Annotated in this window: 20 protein-coding genes; 5 read left to right on the forward strand and 15 right to left on the reverse strand. The window is 37.9% G+C overall.

The genetic code is table 11. From position 1 onward, the window contains the following. Positions 1–401 precede the first annotated feature (401 nt). From HMPREF2767_RS06870 to glp, 9 genes are all read right to left on the reverse strand, one after another. Entirely contained in the window at positions 402–1,739 is a 1,338-nt protein-coding gene (locus HMPREF2767_RS06870) for a hemolysin family protein (RefSeq protein WP_070623378.1), read from the reverse strand. 130 nt (positions 1,740–1,869) lie between these two features. Further along, entirely contained in the window at positions 1,870–3,402 is a 1,533-nt protein-coding gene (locus tag HMPREF2767_RS06875) for an ATP-binding cassette domain-containing protein (protein WP_070623381.1), read from the reverse strand. Further along, on the reverse strand, positions 3,399–4,934 hold the full coding sequence (locus tag HMPREF2767_RS06880) for an ATP-binding cassette domain-containing protein (RefSeq protein ID WP_068129757.1): 1,536 nt from the start codon (positions 4,932–4,934) through the stop codon (positions 3,399–3,401). Before HMPREF2767_RS06880 ends, HMPREF2767_RS06875 begins: the two co-directional genes overlap by 4 nt. A gap of 48 nt (positions 4,935–4,982) precedes the next feature. Continuing rightward, positions 4,983–6,002, reverse strand: coding sequence for a GTP 3',8-cyclase MoaA (moaA, locus tag HMPREF2767_RS06885; protein ID WP_070623384.1), 1,020 nt, complete (start codon positions 6,000–6,002; stop codon positions 4,983–4,985). A gap of 10 nt (positions 6,003–6,012) precedes the next feature. Then, positions 6,013–6,579, reverse strand: coding sequence for a molybdenum cofactor guanylyltransferase (locus tag HMPREF2767_RS06890; protein WP_070623387.1), 567 nt, complete (start codon positions 6,577–6,579; stop codon positions 6,013–6,015). Beyond that, on the reverse strand, positions 6,580–6,813 hold the full coding sequence (locus HMPREF2767_RS06895; RefSeq protein ID WP_070458122.1) for a MoaD/ThiS family protein: 234 nt from the start codon (positions 6,811–6,813) through the stop codon (positions 6,580–6,582). Further along, positions 6,803–7,258 carry a molybdenum cofactor biosynthesis protein MoaE gene (locus HMPREF2767_RS06900; RefSeq protein ID WP_068129743.1) on the reverse strand — a complete coding sequence of 152 codons (456 nt, stop codon included), beginning with the start codon at positions 7,256–7,258 and terminating at the stop codon, positions 6,803–6,805. The genes HMPREF2767_RS06895 and HMPREF2767_RS06900 overlap by 11 nt, the downstream gene beginning before the upstream one ends. Continuing rightward, a complete protein-coding gene (mobB, locus tag HMPREF2767_RS06905) occupies positions 7,255–7,701 on the reverse strand; it encodes a molybdopterin-guanine dinucleotide biosynthesis protein B (RefSeq protein ID WP_068129741.1) in 447 nt (148 codons plus the stop codon). Before mobB ends, HMPREF2767_RS06900 begins: the two co-directional genes overlap by 4 nt. Then, complete coding sequence (glp, locus tag HMPREF2767_RS06910) at positions 7,698–8,945, reverse strand: molybdopterin molybdotransferase MoeA (RefSeq protein ID WP_070623391.1); 1,248 nt, start codon at positions 8,943–8,945, stop codon at positions 7,698–7,700. Before glp ends, mobB begins: the two co-directional genes overlap by 4 nt. Before the next feature lie 68 nt (positions 8,946–9,013). Here glp and moaC point away from each other — a divergent pair, with 68 nt between their 5' ends. Continuing rightward, positions 9,014–9,490, forward strand: coding sequence for a cyclic pyranopterin monophosphate synthase MoaC (gene moaC, locus HMPREF2767_RS06915; RefSeq protein WP_070623396.1), 477 nt, complete (start codon positions 9,014–9,016; stop codon positions 9,488–9,490). 472 nt (positions 9,491–9,962) lie between these two features. Here moaC and HMPREF2767_RS06920 read toward each other — a convergent pair whose 3' ends face one another. Both HMPREF2767_RS06920 and HMPREF2767_RS06925 read right to left on the reverse strand, forming a co-directional pair. Next, entirely contained in the window at positions 9,963–10,469 is a 507-nt protein-coding gene (locus HMPREF2767_RS06920) for a MogA/MoaB family molybdenum cofactor biosynthesis protein (protein ID WP_070623399.1), read from the reverse strand. Between the two features lie 10 nt (positions 10,470–10,479). Then, positions 10,480–11,481, reverse strand: a complete 1,002-nt coding sequence (locus HMPREF2767_RS06925; RefSeq protein WP_070623402.1) for a ThiF family adenylyltransferase — start codon at positions 11,479–11,481, stop codon at positions 10,480–10,482. A 157-nt stretch (positions 11,482–11,638) separates the two neighbouring features. On the opposite strand from HMPREF2767_RS06925, the gene HMPREF2767_RS06930 reads away from it, so the two are divergent. After that, the gene (locus HMPREF2767_RS06930; protein WP_068129724.1) at positions 11,639–12,340 is read left to right on the forward strand and encodes a response regulator transcription factor; all 702 of its coding nucleotides are present in this window, start codon (positions 11,639–11,641) and stop codon (positions 12,338–12,340) included. Beyond that, positions 12,333–14,090: a two-component system histidine kinase PnpS gene (pnpS, locus tag HMPREF2767_RS06935; RefSeq protein WP_070623405.1), complete on the forward strand. Its 1,758-nt coding sequence runs from the start codon at positions 12,333–12,335 to the stop codon at positions 14,088–14,090. Before HMPREF2767_RS06930 ends, pnpS begins: the two co-directional genes overlap by 8 nt. Positions 14,091–14,121: 31 nt before the next feature. Here the strand turns inward: pnpS and HMPREF2767_RS06940 are convergent, their stop codons facing one another. Next, complete coding sequence (locus HMPREF2767_RS06940; RefSeq protein ID WP_070458106.1) at positions 14,122–14,748, reverse strand: hypothetical protein; 627 nt, start codon at positions 14,746–14,748, stop codon at positions 14,122–14,124. Positions 14,749–14,873: 125 nt separating this feature from the next. Here HMPREF2767_RS06940 and HMPREF2767_RS06945 point away from each other — a divergent pair, with 125 nt between their 5' ends. Both HMPREF2767_RS06945 and HMPREF2767_RS06950 read left to right on the forward strand, forming a co-directional pair. Next, positions 14,874–15,626 (forward strand): hypothetical protein, encoded by a 753-nt coding sequence (locus HMPREF2767_RS06945; protein ID WP_070623408.1) that lies wholly within the window; start codon positions 14,874–14,876, stop codon positions 15,624–15,626. Then, positions 15,602–16,222, forward strand: coding sequence for an LOG family protein (locus HMPREF2767_RS06950; RefSeq protein WP_068129714.1), 621 nt, complete (start codon positions 15,602–15,604; stop codon positions 16,220–16,222). Before HMPREF2767_RS06945 ends, HMPREF2767_RS06950 begins: the two co-directional genes overlap by 25 nt. 17 nt (positions 16,223–16,239) lie before the next feature. Here HMPREF2767_RS06950 and HMPREF2767_RS06955 read toward each other — a convergent pair whose 3' ends face one another. Genes HMPREF2767_RS06955 through HMPREF2767_RS06965 form a run of 3 tightly spaced genes read right to left on the reverse strand, consistent with a single transcriptional unit; the run spans position 16,240 to position 17,314 of the window. Continuing rightward, positions 16,240–16,791: a GNAT family N-acetyltransferase gene (locus tag HMPREF2767_RS06955; protein WP_070623412.1), complete on the reverse strand. Its 552-nt coding sequence runs from the start codon at positions 16,789–16,791 to the stop codon at positions 16,240–16,242. Next, the gene (locus HMPREF2767_RS06960; protein ID WP_068129709.1) at positions 16,788–17,099 is read right to left on the reverse strand and encodes a hypothetical protein; all 312 of its coding nucleotides are present in this window, start codon (positions 17,097–17,099) and stop codon (positions 16,788–16,790) included. Before HMPREF2767_RS06960 ends, HMPREF2767_RS06955 begins: the two co-directional genes overlap by 4 nt. A gap of 5 nt (positions 17,100–17,104) precedes the next feature. After that, complete coding sequence (locus HMPREF2767_RS06965; RefSeq protein ID WP_148128611.1) at positions 17,105–17,314, reverse strand: hypothetical protein; 210 nt, start codon at positions 17,312–17,314, stop codon at positions 17,105–17,107. Positions 17,315–17,441 lie beyond the last annotated feature (127 nt).

A 17,441-nucleotide genomic window follows, 5' to 3' on the forward strand; every position in this document is an offset into this window, starting at 1 on the left:
TTTGTTAATTATATCTTTTTATCTAACAAAAAAGAGGCCGGAGCCCGAGTTTTTGTTAATTATCCTGATATATCTAACAGATTCAGGTATTTTTTGTAAATAACCGATGAGAGTTAGTTGCTTTTTATCTTAAAAGATGAAAAACACTCTTCCGCCGAGTTTTATTTAACAAAAATTTTGCGATTTTGTTAGATATCCGGATTTATTTAACATATTTCGGGTCGGCGCCACTGTTTTTGTTAAATATATTTTTTTATCTAACAAAAAAGAGGCCGGATCCTGAGTTTTTGTTAAATATCCTGATATATCTAACAAATTTCAATCTCCAAGCCTCATTTTTGTAAATTAGCAATGAGTGATAGTTCACTTTTTATCCTACAAGATAAAAAACCGCCCAGCTGTTAATCTTTTACTTCTTCGTCTTCGTAGTTATATAAACTTCGATAAAAAGCGATTGTCTTGATTGTGTGGTTGTCTGTTTCTAAGACGACCCACTTGTCTTCTTTCGTATCGACAACATCACCTTCTGAGATGTCAGGGGTAATGTTTTGCAGCCAGCCTCCGATCGTATCAATGTCTTCGCTGTCTTCAAATTCGATACCGAACATTTCTTCTAAGTCTGAAAGTAGCATTCTTCCGTTAATATGATACAGGTTGTCTTCTTGTTCGACTTTAACGATTTCTGGTTCTTCATCTTCGTCGAATTCGTCACGGATCTCACCGACGATTTCTTCGAGAATGTCTTCCATCGTCATCATACCTGCTGTTCCACCATACTCATCGATGACGAGTGCGATGTGGACACGTTCTTTTTGCATTTTAATTAGCGCATCAGAAATGTGAGATACTTCAGTGATAACAGGGAGTTCGTGTATAAAGTCTTCGATGTTATCTGTTTTACCCGATAGATACTCTGTGAAATATTCTCTGACGTTTATAAATCCGATAATTTGGTCTTTATCTCCAGTTTCGTCTGTCACTGGATAACGTGTAAAGCTATATTCGTTTACAGTTTCTAAGACACTTTCTAGCGTAATCGGTTGTTGCAGTGTGATCATTTGAGTTCGTGGAACCATAATATCTTTTGCGGCTCTTTCATCAAATGAGAATATATTTTTCATATAAGCGAGCTCTGTTAAGTTGATTTCTCCGCTTTTATAACTTTGTGTCATAATAATTTTTAACTCTTCTTCAGAGTGTGCATGTTCTGTCGCGACATCTTTTATACCAATGAGTCTCACTAAAAATCGCGCAGTTCCGTTCATTGACCATATTAATGGCTTCATGATAACTCCAAATATATAGAGTGGTCTCGCAAATACCATACTCACTTTTTCAGCATACTGAATTGCAACTGTTTTTGGTGCAAGTTCACCGACAACGACGTGTATGAACGTCACGATTGTAAACGCGACAATAAAGCTAACGATCGTCATATACTCGTTTGGTATATTAATTAAGTCAAATAAGGGATTTAATAAAATTGCGAATGTCGATTCTCCAATCCAACCTAATCCTAGCGCTGTGATTGTAATCCCTAACTGACAGGCAGATAAATAATAGTCGAGATGAAGAATCATATGCTTCACTAATTCGGCTTTTTTATTGCCCTCTTCAATCAGTTGATCGATTTTTGATAATCTCGCTTTAACAAATGCAAACTCAGACCCGACGAACATCATCGTCAGTAAAATGAGTAGAATAAATATAAATAAATTTAAGATTGTGGTCGTATCCAATACGTTCCCGAACTCGGGGTCACCTCCATTGATTAGCTATATATAGATAAGAATGCTTACGATACGTTTCTTTTTCCAATATAGTATTGATATTTTACCACATTCGCTTAATTTTGAATATATTTCTACATCATTCAAATGTAAAACGTTCAGTGATTTTTTTAATTTCTGAACTCTCTTCTTTTAACGCGTGACTCGTAATCGTTTCAACGATTTCTCCATCTTTTAAATAATGAATAAAATCAAACTCGCCCAAATGACTTAAATCATGTGTCACGACGATTAATGTCTCTTGCTTTAATATAAGGTCCCACATTTTTTCTCGTAAAATATTGTTTAGTCGGGCTGTCGGCTCGTCCATAATCCACGTATTTTTACGTTCTAAAATCATACGAATCGCATGCAGTCTTTTCATTTCACCCGCTGACATGTGACGAGTGGCGTACATATAATCATCCAGTTCCAGTTCTTTTAAATTAAAATCATCCAAATACTCTTTTAACTCGTCCGCTTCAACTTCATTTTTACCGAACATCGTTAAATTATCTCTTAATGTCCCGTTGTAAAAATCTAAAAACTGAGGCATCACACTCGCATCTTCCGTAATTAAATGATGAAGTAACGTCGACTTCCCAGATCCACTCGGCCCAATAATGACATGCTTTTCACCTCGTTTAACTTTTAACGTCACGTGTTTTAACACGTCGCGCTTTGAATTTTCATACCGAAACGTTAAGTCTTTAACTGACAACTCTTCGTTAAACGGACGCTCGTTCTCAGAATGACCTTCGATTCTTTTGATTGTCTCTTTCACACGACTGAACTCGCTCACCGGCTGCATAACTGGGACAAGCAATTCCACAACGTTTATAAATATCAAGAGAATCATCGGTAACAGTAGTACATCATCCACCGCGTAAATAATGAGTGACAATCCGATAATTTGTAGTACCTGTGCAGTCATTCGCATGATATGTGTTATGTTTGCGCGCATAAATTTCTTGTCGTTATATCGCTCAATTAACATCTCGATGTCATGCTGCTTTTCATCGATTTCTTTGTTGATGAAAAAATCCGTATACCCGTATATGAGACTATATACTTTTAAATAGAGCGTGGACTCTACGTCACTTTCTTCGTCATAAATACGTTCAAATACACGCTTAAAAATTAGTGGTACGACGAGTAAAACGAACAATGAAAACACACTAAATATAATGACAAGTTTCGTACTAACGAGCGCCGATAAAATAATGACAATAAGCACAGTCGAAACAGCTGTAACAATCGGGTAAACAATTCGTATATAATACCCTTCAATATCATCAAAATGTTTATTTAAACGTTCGATTAACCGGACGTCACGTGTCTTAATATGATTTGCCAATGTCTGATTTAAAAAATCAATACGCAAACGGTTGATCAGTTGAAACGTTGCTTCATGAGAAAATATGCGTTCAAAATATTTAAACGCACCTTTTGATAAGCCGAACAGTTTAATAATTACGATAATAAAAATTATTGTAATAAGTGGCGGATTAAAATAACTCAAGCTAATCATATACCCACTTAACCCGAATATCGAGACACCAACAAGGCCACTTAAAAAGCCGAGGATGATGCTTAAGTATACTTTTATTTGTTCATTTTTTAAAAAGTTCATACACTCACCTCTAGCGTTTCATTTTGCATAACGATATGTGTGTCCGCGATATCTAATAATGCACGTCGATGAACGACCGCGATAATTAACGTATGTTCTTTTAGATCTTTTAAATGCTCTAATACGATCTCTTCAGTTGCGTCATCTAAAAACTCTGTCGGTTCGTCCATCAATACGATATGTGGACGTAAAAGTAATACACGTGCGAGTTTCAGTCGAACAATTTCTCCGCCACTTAACGGTACATTATTGTTGATAATTAACGTGTCGAGCCCCGCTTCAAGATTCATAATACTGTCGTAAAGTTGAAGTTCTTGTAAGACGTTGAGTATTTTATCTTCTTCGAGATCGTTAAAATACTGTCTAAACGTCGTGTCAGATAAGTAAATATCGTCAGATATATATAACACGTCGTCGCTCTGAATCGTTACTTGTCCAGTTGTCGGCGGGTGTAGTCCGGCGATCGTATTTAATAACGTCGTTTTCCCGACACCAGATTTTCCGGTAATCGCTATGAGACCAGATTTATTAAACTGAATAGACGTATTTTTAAGTAAGTCGCGGTCTGTCGTAATCGTAACGTCGTGGAGCTGTAACGACTCACCTTTTTCACGGTACTCTTTACGTGGTGCTACTAGTGACTCGTTCACTTTTTGTAAGTGACCGTCTGCGATTTTTCCGTTATGGAATTCTGTCCCCATCACTTTTAATGATGAATAAAATTCCGGTGCCATGAGCAGTACAAAGAAACTTTGGTAAAACGTAATATTTTCAAAGATGATAATACGTAATCCGACCTCGAGCGCCGTTAGACCAATACCGAGTATCGTTATAAACTCGAGCATTAACGTCGATTGGAAAGCATATTTTAATATATGCATCGTCGTCGATAAAAACTTGTCGTTACTCTTTTGTAACGCACGACTTGCCTCACGTTCAGCGTTCGTATAGGTGACCGTGTCTTTTCCGCGTACTAAATTTAAAAATAGCGTGCCCATCTCGTCGAACTCTGTCGCTTGCTCGAGTGCTTCATCTTCAGTTTTAAGGCCGACTAATATATAAAATAACGGTATAAAAGGCGCCGTTGTAAGAAGTATAATTGCTGCAACTGGCTCTATAAAAAAGAGTGCAACGATAATTATAACGACCTTTGTCACAGTTAAAACGACCGTCGGTATAAAACTTTCTTGATACGGACGATACTTTTCTAAATGGACAAATATTGCGTTTAAAATCGATTCGCTATCTCTCTTTGAATCGACGTGAATACTGCGTGCAAGAGCTTTTGCTTTTTCTGTTAAGTTTTGACTTGCGACTTTACTCGTGTAGAAGTTATACATATATGTCACTAAGAAAAACAAGATAAAGTACACGATGAGCATTATAAATTCAGTTTTTACTGTCGTTTTGTTTATGATTAAGTTTTCAAGTAGTTTTGATAGTTCGTGACCGAATAATAAATAACTCACTGCAACTACGGTTGAAATGAGCGTATAGATCACGATGTACTTTCTATCCAAATCAAACTTCATGTTTACACCTCTATTAAAAAAACGTGAGAGTTCATCCTCCCACGCTTCCTATCCTCCAATATAGCTCATATCTATTTTACGACGCGCTTTGCGCTCTTCTTCTGTAATTTTATGACGAATTGCTGAATATTGGTCGTCACGCTTATTCCACTCACCCATTAAGATGTCTTCGAGTGTTTCATCTGAAATACCTTCACGCATGAGCGTTTTTATATCAAATCCTTCAGTTGCGAATAGACAACCATAAAACTTGCCGTCTGCAGATAGTCTTGCGCGTGTACATGTTGAACAGAAATTTTCAGACACACTCGTAATAAACCCTAAATGTGCATCTGTGTCCGTATGCTTATACACTTTCGCAACTTCCCCGTAGTACGCTCGGTCTACTGGCTCAAGTGTAAATTCTTCACGCAACATATCTAATATATCTTCTTTAGATACGACTTTTTCGAAGTTCCATCCGTTATCGTTACCGACATCCATAAACTCGATAAAACGTAACGTAATTGGCGTGTTTTTAAAATGACGCGCCATGGGTAAAATCTCATGGTCGTTTAATCCTTTTTGTACGACCATATTGACTTTAATTTTAAACCCGAGAGAAATCGCATAATCTATATTTTCTAATATTCTCGATGTACCGATGCCACGGTCATTAATTTGACCAAATAGTTCGTCGTCCATCGCATCGAGTGAAATGTTTAAACGACGAAGGCCCGCATCGTAAAGCTTTTGGCCATGTTTTTTTAACAGTAACGCATTCGTCGTCATACCGATATCTTCTATACCTGGAATTTTATTTAATCGTGCGATAAGCTCGTGTAAGTCTTTACGCATTAACGGTTCACCACCTGTTATACGTAATTTTTTGACACCGAGATCTGCGTATATACGCGCGAGTCTTTCAATTTCATCAAATGAAAGTAAATGCTCTTGCGGTAAAAACGCATAGTCATCGCCGAATATTTCTTTTGGCATGCAGTAGCTACATCTGAACTGACATTTATCCGTTACGGAAATGCGAAGATCTCGTAACGGTCGTCCGAACTTATCAGTTACTTGTTTCATCGTATCCCTCCTAGAGAATATCCGTTTTACGATTAATGTTTACAAACATCGATTCATTTAGACCGTAGTCTTCAATGTTTAACGTTATATAGTCTTGGTGCTCTAAAAATTGTCGGATACTCAGTTTTTTTGATTCGAGTTGTCTTTTTAAATCTTCGACGATCGTTTCACCGTGATATACACCGATTAACGGATGTAGTTGCTCGCCTTCAGTAACGACGATTTTGTTCGTTTCAATCGCCTTTTCGACTAACACTTTTAACCACGCACTCGGTACGTACGGTGTGTCTGTCGACACGATGATGACGTAGTCGTCTGGATATTCTTTCATCAGTGCGTAAATTCCACCGAGTGGTCCGTGATCTATAAAACTTTCGTCATCTATCACCGTTTTATACGGATGAAACGCATCCTTTAATCGCACGTTTGTATTGACGACGATTTCGTCGACGACTCCACTTTTCTTTAAACGATTCACGACGTGCATATACATCGGTGTATCGTTTAACGCATATAATGATTTGTCTGAACCAAATCGCGTCGAATTTCCACCTGCTAATACTGCTCCGATTACCATTTAACCACCACTCACTGGCGGGATAAGTGCTACGACGTCATCAGGTGCAATTACTGACTCGTCTCTTTCAAACGATTCGTTCACTGCAACTTGAAACACTTCTCCGTCTAATTCTGGATAATCGATATATAAACGCTCTTTTAATTCTTTCACTGTTATTGCGTCATGAATCGGTAGTTCAATATGATCGTCACCGATTTTTTCTTTTATACTTGCAAATATTTTAATTTTCATCACGATCCACCTCCACACTCGAGTGATAATGTCTAGAGTCACCAATCCACTCTTCTCCGTCTTCCCAAATCTCTTTTTTCCATATCGGAACGATTTCTTTTAATCGGTCGACTGCGTACATATTTGCACGATACGCGTTATGTCGGTGAGGTGAAGACGTTAAAATAACGACCGCGATCTCAGTCGCATCGAGTTTACCGATTCGGTGCGCGATGCTCGTTTTGACACCAGGCCACTTTTCGCTTATCTCATCTGCGATTTGTGCGAGCATTTTTTCTGCCATCGGAATATATGCTTCGTACTCTAAATATACTGTACGTGTCCCTTGTGTCCACTCACGCACGTGACCCGTGAACGTCACAAGACCACCTTGATGTTTGTCTAGAACATATTGTTGATATTTTACGATATCAATCGGTTCAGTTACTATTTCGAACTGCTTCATCTATTTTTACTCCAACCTTTAAACCATTGTAATATCGCATCTTGATCTGATGCTACGTTATAGTAGTTTACCACATTTGACAGCTCTAATTCTCTTATGTCGCCTTTTTCACCCGTGAACGAATGCGTGAGGACAATCTTGTCATAATCTTCGTTTTTATAACCTTCGATTAAAATGACGTCTACTTTACCGTTTAAAGCTTCGATTTGCTCTTTTAAACCCGGCACTTTGTTGTCGTGGTAAATCGTATAATTCGGTGTGTTTAATATCGTATAGTCGCTCAGTCGACTGAACTTTCCAGTGTCTGTCGAATCATCGATATCAATGTGATGATGTTTTATTACTGCTGCTTTTAAGTTCGAAGCTTTCAATATTTTTAGAAACTCAACGATTAGCGTTGTTTTGCCGGTATCTTTATATCCGACGACTTGTAAGATTTTCATTGTCGAATCGAAAAGTGTGACACACCGCTCGTCACATCTGTCAGCATTACTTGTACTTCATCTCCCGCTTCAAAGCCACGTGTACCACCTGGTAATACGATAACACCGTTGCTTCTCGCAATAGACGTTACGGCGTTTGATTTATTAAATCCAGACGGTTTTGAGATGACTTTACCGTTGACAAAGTCAATCTCAGCACGGACAAATCGCGTAAACGGATTTGGCTTTTTAAAGTCTTCTCCAAGCGTCGCGTTCACGAATGGCGCGAATGCTCGTGCAGAACCTTGCATAAGTAATATCGCAGGACGAGCGAATAACTCAAATCCTGAATAGCACGCAGATGGATTCCCGCTTAAACCGAATAAAAACTTGCCTTTTGCCCTTGCGACTGTCGTAACACTACCTGGTCGCATTGCCACTTTGTTAAACAGAACTTCCGCGCCAAGTTTTTCATATACTTTCGGAAGTAAGTCGTAATCTCCAACAGACACACCACCTGTTGTGATAACTGCGTCGACTTCGTTAAACATTTTTTCGATTTTTTCTAGAAGTGTGTCTAGATTATCTTCTTCGAGATCATATCGCTTAGCGTGCACGCCAATTCTCTCTAACTGTGCCATAATCATCGGTGTGTTTGAGTTTCTAATTTTACCGCGCTCTAATTCGTCAGATACTTCAAGTAATTCACTTCCTGTCGATAAAACACCAACAACTGGAACGCGGTAGACATTCACTTCAACGTATCCAAATGTCGCAAGCGTTGCGACTGTGCCTGGGTTAATTTGACTTCCTTTATGGACGATAATGTCGCCTTTTTTACACTCTTCCCCTTGCATCGCAACGTTATCGAATGCATCAAATGTTTTACGTATCGTGAACGTATCACCGTCAATATTTGCCTGCTCAAACATCACGACCGTGTCTGCAGATTTCGGTAACTCTGCACCTGTCATAATACGGAATGCTTCATTTTCTTTTAATTCGTAGTCACTCGTACTGCCAGCGGGTACTTCATCTACAACAGTAAACGCTGCACCTTTACCTGAATCAGCACTACGGATCGCAAACCCATCCATCGCTGAACGCGTAAATAACGGCACGTCATGAGTTGCTGTTAAATCCTCTGAAAGATAACGATTATAACTATCTTCGAGTTTCACTGTTTCAGTATCTATATGTGTTACATTTTCTACTACTTTAGTTACGGCATCAAAAACTGGGATTGGTTGTCTATTTAAAGTCACTAAAATCTCTCCTTTTGATATAATTAACGTAATACTTATGAACTATTATACTAAAAAGAGGGATTTTAATGTCTAAGTTTACTCACTTTAACGAAGAAGGACGCGCGAAAATGGTCGACGTCTCAGAAAAAAATGTCACGTCACGCGTTGCAACTGCAGAAAGCATAATTGAAGTCAGTCAAGAAATATATGAAGGCATCGTAAACGAAAAGATGAAAAAAGGTGACGTCTTAGCAGTAGCTCAAATCGCAGGAATTATGGCAGCGAAAAACACGCATCAAATCATCCCGATGTGCCATCCATTACAACTTTCTGGAATCGACATCTCATTTAATTGGGATACGGATGACGGATACAAGCTACACATCAAAGCGACAGTAAAAGTTAAAGGGCAAACAGGTGTGGAGATGGAAGCCTTAACAGCCGCAAGCGCTACAGCACTCACAGTGTACGACATGTGTAAAGCGCTCGATAAAGGTATGATCATCAGAGAAACTAAACTATTAAGTAAATCAGGCGGGAAATCCGGAGATTATTCTATTTAGGTGATGGATGTGGATTGACCGGAGTGCTTTTGAATTGGTGTTTTTATTCTTTTGCCGATTTTATTTAACAAAAATATCGCGGTTTTGTGAGATATCTGGATTTATTTAACAAATTTCCGTCCGGTTGCTCGGTTTTTGTTAATTATATTTTTTTATCTAACAAAAACGAGGTCGGAACCCGAATTTTTGTTAATTATCTTGATATATCTAACAACTTCAGACAATTTTTGTAAATAACCGAAGAGTGATAGTGTTTTTTATCCCAAAAAGATGAAAAACTCACATTCTCCCGATTTTATTTAACAAAAATATTGCGATTTTGTGAGATATCCGGATATATCTAACAACTTCAGGCAATTTTTGTAAATAAGCGCGCCACACACAGCAAAGCACTCTTACTTCTCTATCCAAAAGAACAAAAACCTCCTCCGACCGCACGTCTTTACAACTACTACAATAGTTCGTGCCCCGACTAGTTCTCTTTGTTTAACTCAAATACTAAATGGTTTAACTCTGGGACGATAAGTTTGTCCATGCCGAGTTTGACTGCGCCTGTTGAGCCTGGGAGGCTGATGATGAGTTGGTTATCGTGCGTGCCCATTGCTGCGCGTGATAATAGACTTCTAGATCCGATGTCTTCTGTGTAAGATAACATTCTAAACAGTTCTCCGAAACCTTCGACTTCTTTGTCAAAGAGCTCGCTCACCGCTTCTATTGTAACGTCTCGCTTAGCGATTCCTGTACCGCCTGTCGTGATGACGACGTCTAGACCTTTTTCGAGTAATCCAACAACCGCTTCACGGATTTTTTCTTTATCGTCTGTCACGATTAAGTGATTATCATCTTCGACAACTGCGTTAATGTCATTTAACTTTTCGATGACGAGTTTTCCGCCTTTGTCTGTTTCTTTTGTACGCGTATCACTTACTGTAATTACGCCGACATTAATGTCTCTATCGATTCTTTCAACAATACTCATAGTATCTCTCCTATCCAAATAGTTGTGCGACGATTGTGCGTGCTTTTTCAATTCTTTTTAGACCGTGTATTAACATTCGACCGTTTTTAAATACGATAATTCGATAATCATCATAATAAAATTCGATGAAGTACGGTGTCTCCTTATAGTCACCGAGTCGCTTCGCGGTGTTTAACGAAAGTTCATAAGTAATAGTGTCATCATATATTTGAACGGTGTCTCTTCCACATAAGCTTAACGCTTGATGTGATTCATTATATGAGGGATAAAGTTCCAACTCACACGTGTCGCACTCTTTATTTTTAATGTTATCAAACGCGATGCGACTATGCTCTCCTGACCATAAATCTCCAAATGTCATATAGTGTCTGTCAAACGTTTCACCGATGAGTAATTTGATTGCCGTCGTAACTTGTATTGACACGGCCGTATGAATGGCTGGAGATATCACACCTGCTGTGTCACACGTTAACGTGTTTGACGGAAGTACTGGCATCACACATCTATAACACGGTGAATCCTGTGTAAATGGTGCCACTACGTATGACGCTTCGACGACAGCTGCGTGGACCCACGGAATCCCGACTTTATACGCAACGTCGTTAATTACGAGTCTCGTTTCAAAGTTATCTGTTCCGTCTAAAATTAAATCGACATCATGAGTTTTTACGAGCGATTCTAAAAAGAGTGCGTCTACGTGATTCACATGAACTTCAATATCGAGATCACTACGAATTTCTTTTAAATGTTCGAGTGCCGCGATTGCTTTTGGTTTTTGTTCATCTGCGTCACGTTCAGTATATAACGTCTGACGTTGTAAGTTCGATAGCTCAACGTAGTCTCGATCGACTAAAATGAGTTTTCCGATACCTAAACGCGCAAGCATCTCACTTGAAACTGAACCGAGTGCACCGACTCCGACAATTAAAACTGTACTTTCAAGCAGTTTTCGTTGACCGTCTTCACCTATATTTTTATATAAAATTTGTCGACTATAACGTTCGATATCCATAGTTTCACCTTAAAAAGTATAATCTCAATTACAATACTATATTCTACACTATTCCATGAGTATTCTACATTGTAAAGATTGTGTAAAATATAAGTGAATAATTGTAAACATGATAAAATGATTAACATATAACAAATTCGATATGCAGGAGGTTACTATGCATAAAATTCTCGTTGTTGATGATGAAACATCAATTGTAACGTTACTTAAATTTAACTTAGAACAAAATGGCTTTGAAGTTGTTACAGCAAACGACGGTTTAGAAGCAATTGAACAAGTGAAAAAGGAATCACCGGACGTAATGGTTTTAGATTTAATGCTTCCAAAAATGGATGGTATGGACGTCGTGAAAACTTTACGACTCGATAAAATTCATGTGCCTGTTTTAATGCTCACTGCAAAAGATGATGAGTTCGATAAAATACTCGGTCTTGAAATGGGGGCGGATGACTATATGACAAAACCGTTTAGCCCGCGAGAAGTCGTAGCGAGAGTTCGCGCTATATTAAGACGCATTGACTTCGAAGCAAATCAAGAGACTACAGAAGACAACACTGTAATAATCGGTGAACTAACAATCGATTATGACAACTATGCTATTTATAAAAACGATAAAAAAATCGACCTCACTAAAAAAGAATACGAGCTTCTCGTTTACTTAAGTAAAAATAATGGACGTGTGCTATCTCGCGACCAACTGTTAAACGGAATTTGGCAGTTTGATTTTGACGGTGATACACGAATTGTCGATGTCCATATCGGTAAACTAAGAGAAAAAATTGAAGACAATCCGAAGTCGCCGAAATACATTCATACCGTTCGTGGATTCGGTTATAAGATGGAATATATCGATGAATAAACTATGGGTGCGCATCACACTTTCGTTTTTCATCGTGTTAATTGTCGGATTATGTATGATGTTTTTCTTTGTAGATAACGTGAACCGTACGACATATAACGCGATGACGAGTAAGCAACTTACTGAAGAAAGTGAACTGCTCGAAAGTATGATTACAAAAGATTTGCTAACCATTCGTAATACGAAGGAAATGTTTTCAAGTCTTAAGTTGCCTGAAGACTTACGCTTTACGATTGTCGACGAGGACGGGAGAGTCATTTTCGACACGGATTCAAACATTTGGACGATGAGTAACCACATCGATCGCCCAGAGATTAAAGAAGCGAAACGAAAGAAAACGACGAGTGAATCTTACATTCGACAAAGTGACACTGAAGAAATACAGATGATGTACGTCGCTGTACCGATAACTGAAGATGGTGAAGTCATTGGGTATGTCCGTAGCTCTACACCACTTGAGACAATCGAAGCAGCTGCACAACAAAAATGGGTGTCAATCGTCATCGTATTTACACTCATTTTAGTCGCAACGATCATTTCAGCAGCACTACTCGCATATAAAATTACGAATCCAATTCAAAAAATTATAGAAGTAACAGAGCGTCTGAAGAAAAATGATTATAGCGCACGTATTAACGACACTTTTCCTGGAGAACTGTACACGCTTAGTGAGTCCGTCAATTCTCTAGCAATTAGTCTAAATGCCCACGTCACAGAGATTAAAGACCAGTCTAAACAGCTTGAGAGTATTTTATCGAATTTAAACACGGGTGTTATTTTGATTAACCCAGAAGGTGAAATTGACGTGATTAACGACGCAGCGTTAAAAATGATCAACCAAACGCGAGATAAAATTCTCAATAATGACTATCAGGAAAGTCTTGTTAAATTAAATGTACTAAGAGACATTCGTCACGTTTATAAATACGATGAAGTAAAAACGAGTGAAGTACATTTATACAATCCTGAAGAAATGATTTTAAACTTTTATGCTGCACCGTATTACGGTGAACGTTGGGAAAAGCGTGGTGTAATCGTTGCGCTTCACGATATTACGGATATTAAGCGCCTTGAAAATATACGAAGAGATTTCGTGGCAAACGTGTCTCATGAGTTAAAAACGCCGATCACATCTATTCAAGGGTTCTCTGAAACGTTATTAGAATCCGGTGATTTACCTCGAGAAGTTGAGAGAGAGTTTTTAGAAATTATATATAACGAAAGTGTTCGGTTAAATAAGCTGATCATCGATATTTTAAATTTATCGAAAATAGAAAAACACCAAATTCGACTGAACGAAACGAATTTTGATTTAACTGAACTCGTTCATACGACAGTACGTCCAATGAAACGTTTATTTAAAGATAGAAACTTACAACTCCATTTACCAGAAAATGAGGAGCACATGCTTTATGCGGATAAAGAACGCGTCGCGCAAATACTCGTAAACTTACTTTCAAACGCTGCAAATTACACGCATGAAGGCGACACCGTTGAAGTAAAAATAGAAGAGACGAACGATTCTATAGAGTTAAGTGTTCATGACACAGGGGCTGGAATTCCAGAAGAAAGCCTCAGTCGACTGTTCGAACGATTCTACCGCGTCGATTCTGCACGTAGTACAGCAGATGGTGGTACTGGCCTAGGATTATCGATTGTCAAACACCTCGTCGAACTTCATAATGCGTCTATAACTGTAGACAGTGTTGAAGGAGAATATACAACATTTACGGTAACATTTAAAAAGTAAAATGACGCCACTTTTAAAAGTGGCGTCATTATTATTTTCGGCGAATTAATTGTTCAAGTGCAATCATTTCTACAGCGACCTGCTCTAAACGTTCTAATCTATCATAGACAAATTCTACATCAGCATCGAGTGGCTCACTATTATAATCATTCGAGACATCTCGTAATTTCTCAAATCCTTTAACGATTTCCTTTTCTTTACTTTCAACTTCTACGTTATACACTTCCGCATGTTTATCTGAAACGACAAGCGGGTGTACCGTATCTTCGAGAAGTTCACTATAATCATTTAAAACTTGTTTGACTTTATCGTATGCGTGATGCACGTTTTCGTCTTTTAATTTTTTCTTCGACACTTTTTTAACATATTCATGTAAAACGGGCAATTCATCTTTTAAATCTTCGATATAACGGTCGTGTACTGTTTTTGTAAGATCTTGCTTCGTATGATTGACGTAATTTGTGACATGCTCGTCTTCTACAAAGTCTTTTAAATCGTTCACGACAGCTTCTACATCTAAATTATTTTTAACCGCGACATCTTCGACTGTTACCGTATCGTCGACAGCAAATTTAAGTGATAAAGGACGGATGACCTCTCCGATATTTGGATAATCTATAAATAAATGTTGTACGCGTGTAGTTTTATCTAACGCCATAATTAACGCCTCCTCGTTTACTTACATATTGCCGATTATTTATTTTTATAAACACAGTCGTTTCGTGTAAATGATTAACGGGTACGTTATAATAATAAGTAATTCGTTAACCGGAGGTTATTTTTATGAAAGAGAAGCTAAGAATGGCTGCGACAATTTTACCTGTTTTACTCGTACCATTACTCAAAAACAGAAATGAAATTAAAGACCATCCAGACGTGCAAAAACTCGCAAAAAACAGTAATATTTTATATAGTAAAGCTAAAGATAAAACACAAACTGTCACTGAAGCGGGTGTTAAAGGATTTAACGAAACGCGTGACTTCGTTTCAGAAAAATACCACGCTTCAAAAGATAAGCGCGAGTATAATAAACAGATGAAAGCACACGACAAATCGTTAAGTAAACTTAACAAACTAGAGGCACAGTTTGAAGCTGACAAAGAAAAACATCGTAAAAAACGTATGGAAAGTCTCTTATCAACAGAGACTCTAAATCACGATGAAAAAGAATCACGTATGAACGTATCGAAAGGACATCAGAAATTGACTACTGAAAGACCAGACACAACAAACGTAAAAGAACTCAATGAACAATTCGTTGAACAAACGGAGTATGAAGATGATTATTCTCCAGGTGCATTACATTTAAAACATAAAGATTTACTCGACCCAAGAAGTGCACACCTTCGTGAAGAAGCTAAAGAACGTAAAGTTGAAAGAGCCGAAAAGAGAGACGACTCACTATTTGGTAAACATCGCCGTCAAAATGAGCGCCACATCGAAAATCACGGAAGAAAAACAGGATACGGTGAGAAATATCAAAAATCTGATTCTCTAAAACAATTTATCGAATGGAAAGACAAACACAACGACTAATGGAAATTAGTAAGGTTTCTGTTTTTTGTGGTGCACGTTTAGGTAATAGCGATAAATTTAGAGAAGATGCATACACGCTCGGCGAAACGCTCGCAAACGAAAATGTCGAACTCATTTATGGTGGGGGCGGCCTCGGTTTAATGGGGGCTGTTGCGAACGGTGCGTTAGACGCTGGAGGCGACGTGACTGGCATTATCCCGACAGTATTAGTCGATAAAGAAATGGCACACCCTCGCGTTAAAAACATGAAAATCGTCGACACGATGAGCATACGTAAAGATATGTTAATCGACGAAGCGGATGCGATCATCATTTTACCTGGTGGCGCAGGCACGATGGAAGAGTTTTTCCAAGTATTTGTCGGTGGACAAATTGGACACGCTCAAAAGCCAATTGCACTCGTCAATACAGATGGTTATTATGATTCACTTTTTGATTTATTTGAATCATTTATTGAAAACGACTTTTTAGAGCGCAGATTTTTAGATTTAATTATTAAACTCGATTCAATCGAAAACGTACTCGACGAATTAAAACAATTCCGTCCAGTTGCTGGACGTAGTCGAGAAGATATAGAAAACGGACATCATGATTAATTTCAAGATGTCCGTTTTTATGTGTGTATTTTAAAAATTAAACTATCCGCTTTACGATGCCCTTCTACATAATACGGGTTCGTATATTCAAATATAGGATCCATGCCAATTTTGTCGATTACATTTAACCACGGAAGATTGAGCTTGGAAGTGAATGCATATACTTCTTGAATGTCTGTTTTTTTACGTACAAACTTCATCACCGCTTCAGCCGCTTCAGTTGCGAGCCCTTGATTCCAGTATCGTTTGTCAAGTAATAAATATAACTCAACACACGGAAATAAATGTTCGATTTCATCTAAATTTAGATGTTCGTCGTACTGTTTAATACGAATGCCCGCGATTCCTATCATTTCATTATTACTTTTTCTTTCTACCGCAAACACTCCAAATCCTCTGTCGCGAATACTTCCTGACATTTCTCTCACAAGCGTTTCTATTTCAACGTCAGATAACGGACTTGGAAAGTACTGCACGACATCTCTATCACGCATCATGTTTCTAATACGTTCGATATCAGACGACGTATAATCTCTTAATAATAAACGCTTTGTTTTGATATGTGTCATTGTCGGTCACGTTTATTATAGTTAATTAACTTTACAGTAAGTCCTTTTTCATTTAAATCATAATCGACTAAATGCTTTTCTTTACTTACATCAGCTACGACGCTAACAAAATCATTAGAACCTTCAACATCAAAATGAATGTAGAACGTGTCGTAACGATCTTCAGGTTTTGGTTGTTGTGAGACGCTACGCTTCGTTTGTTCAGCGTTATATACGCACTTATTTTGAATGATGTTGCTGAGTTCTTGACGTAATGCTTCTAAAGACATCGTTTCGTTTTCCATTAAGACAAAATCACTTTCGTACATACTCTTTACTCCTCTTCTTCATCTTCTTTATCTTTTTCATTATCTTCTTGTTCGATTTGACTGAGTTCATCTTGTTTCGTTTTTAACTTCTGTTTTAAATCATCGTTATCTCTTTTTAATTCGTTAATTTGGCGTTCTAAGTTTGTAATGCTTTCTTCGAGTGCTTGGATGTCTTTTTCTTTTTGAGATTGTCCACTACACGCACTGAGAAACACCGTGCATATTAACAATATTAAAACACGTTTCATATCATCACCTACATATATAATAATAGTATAGCACTTCACATATACGTTGAAAATTCTCTTGTAGATTCTATCATTTTAAGCGATACTAAACTTA

This window comes from Nosocomiicoccus sp. HMSC067E10, assembly GCF_001810835.1.
Classification (GTDB): Bacteria; Bacillota; Bacilli; order Staphylococcales; family Salinicoccaceae; genus Nosocomiicoccus; species Nosocomiicoccus ampullae_A.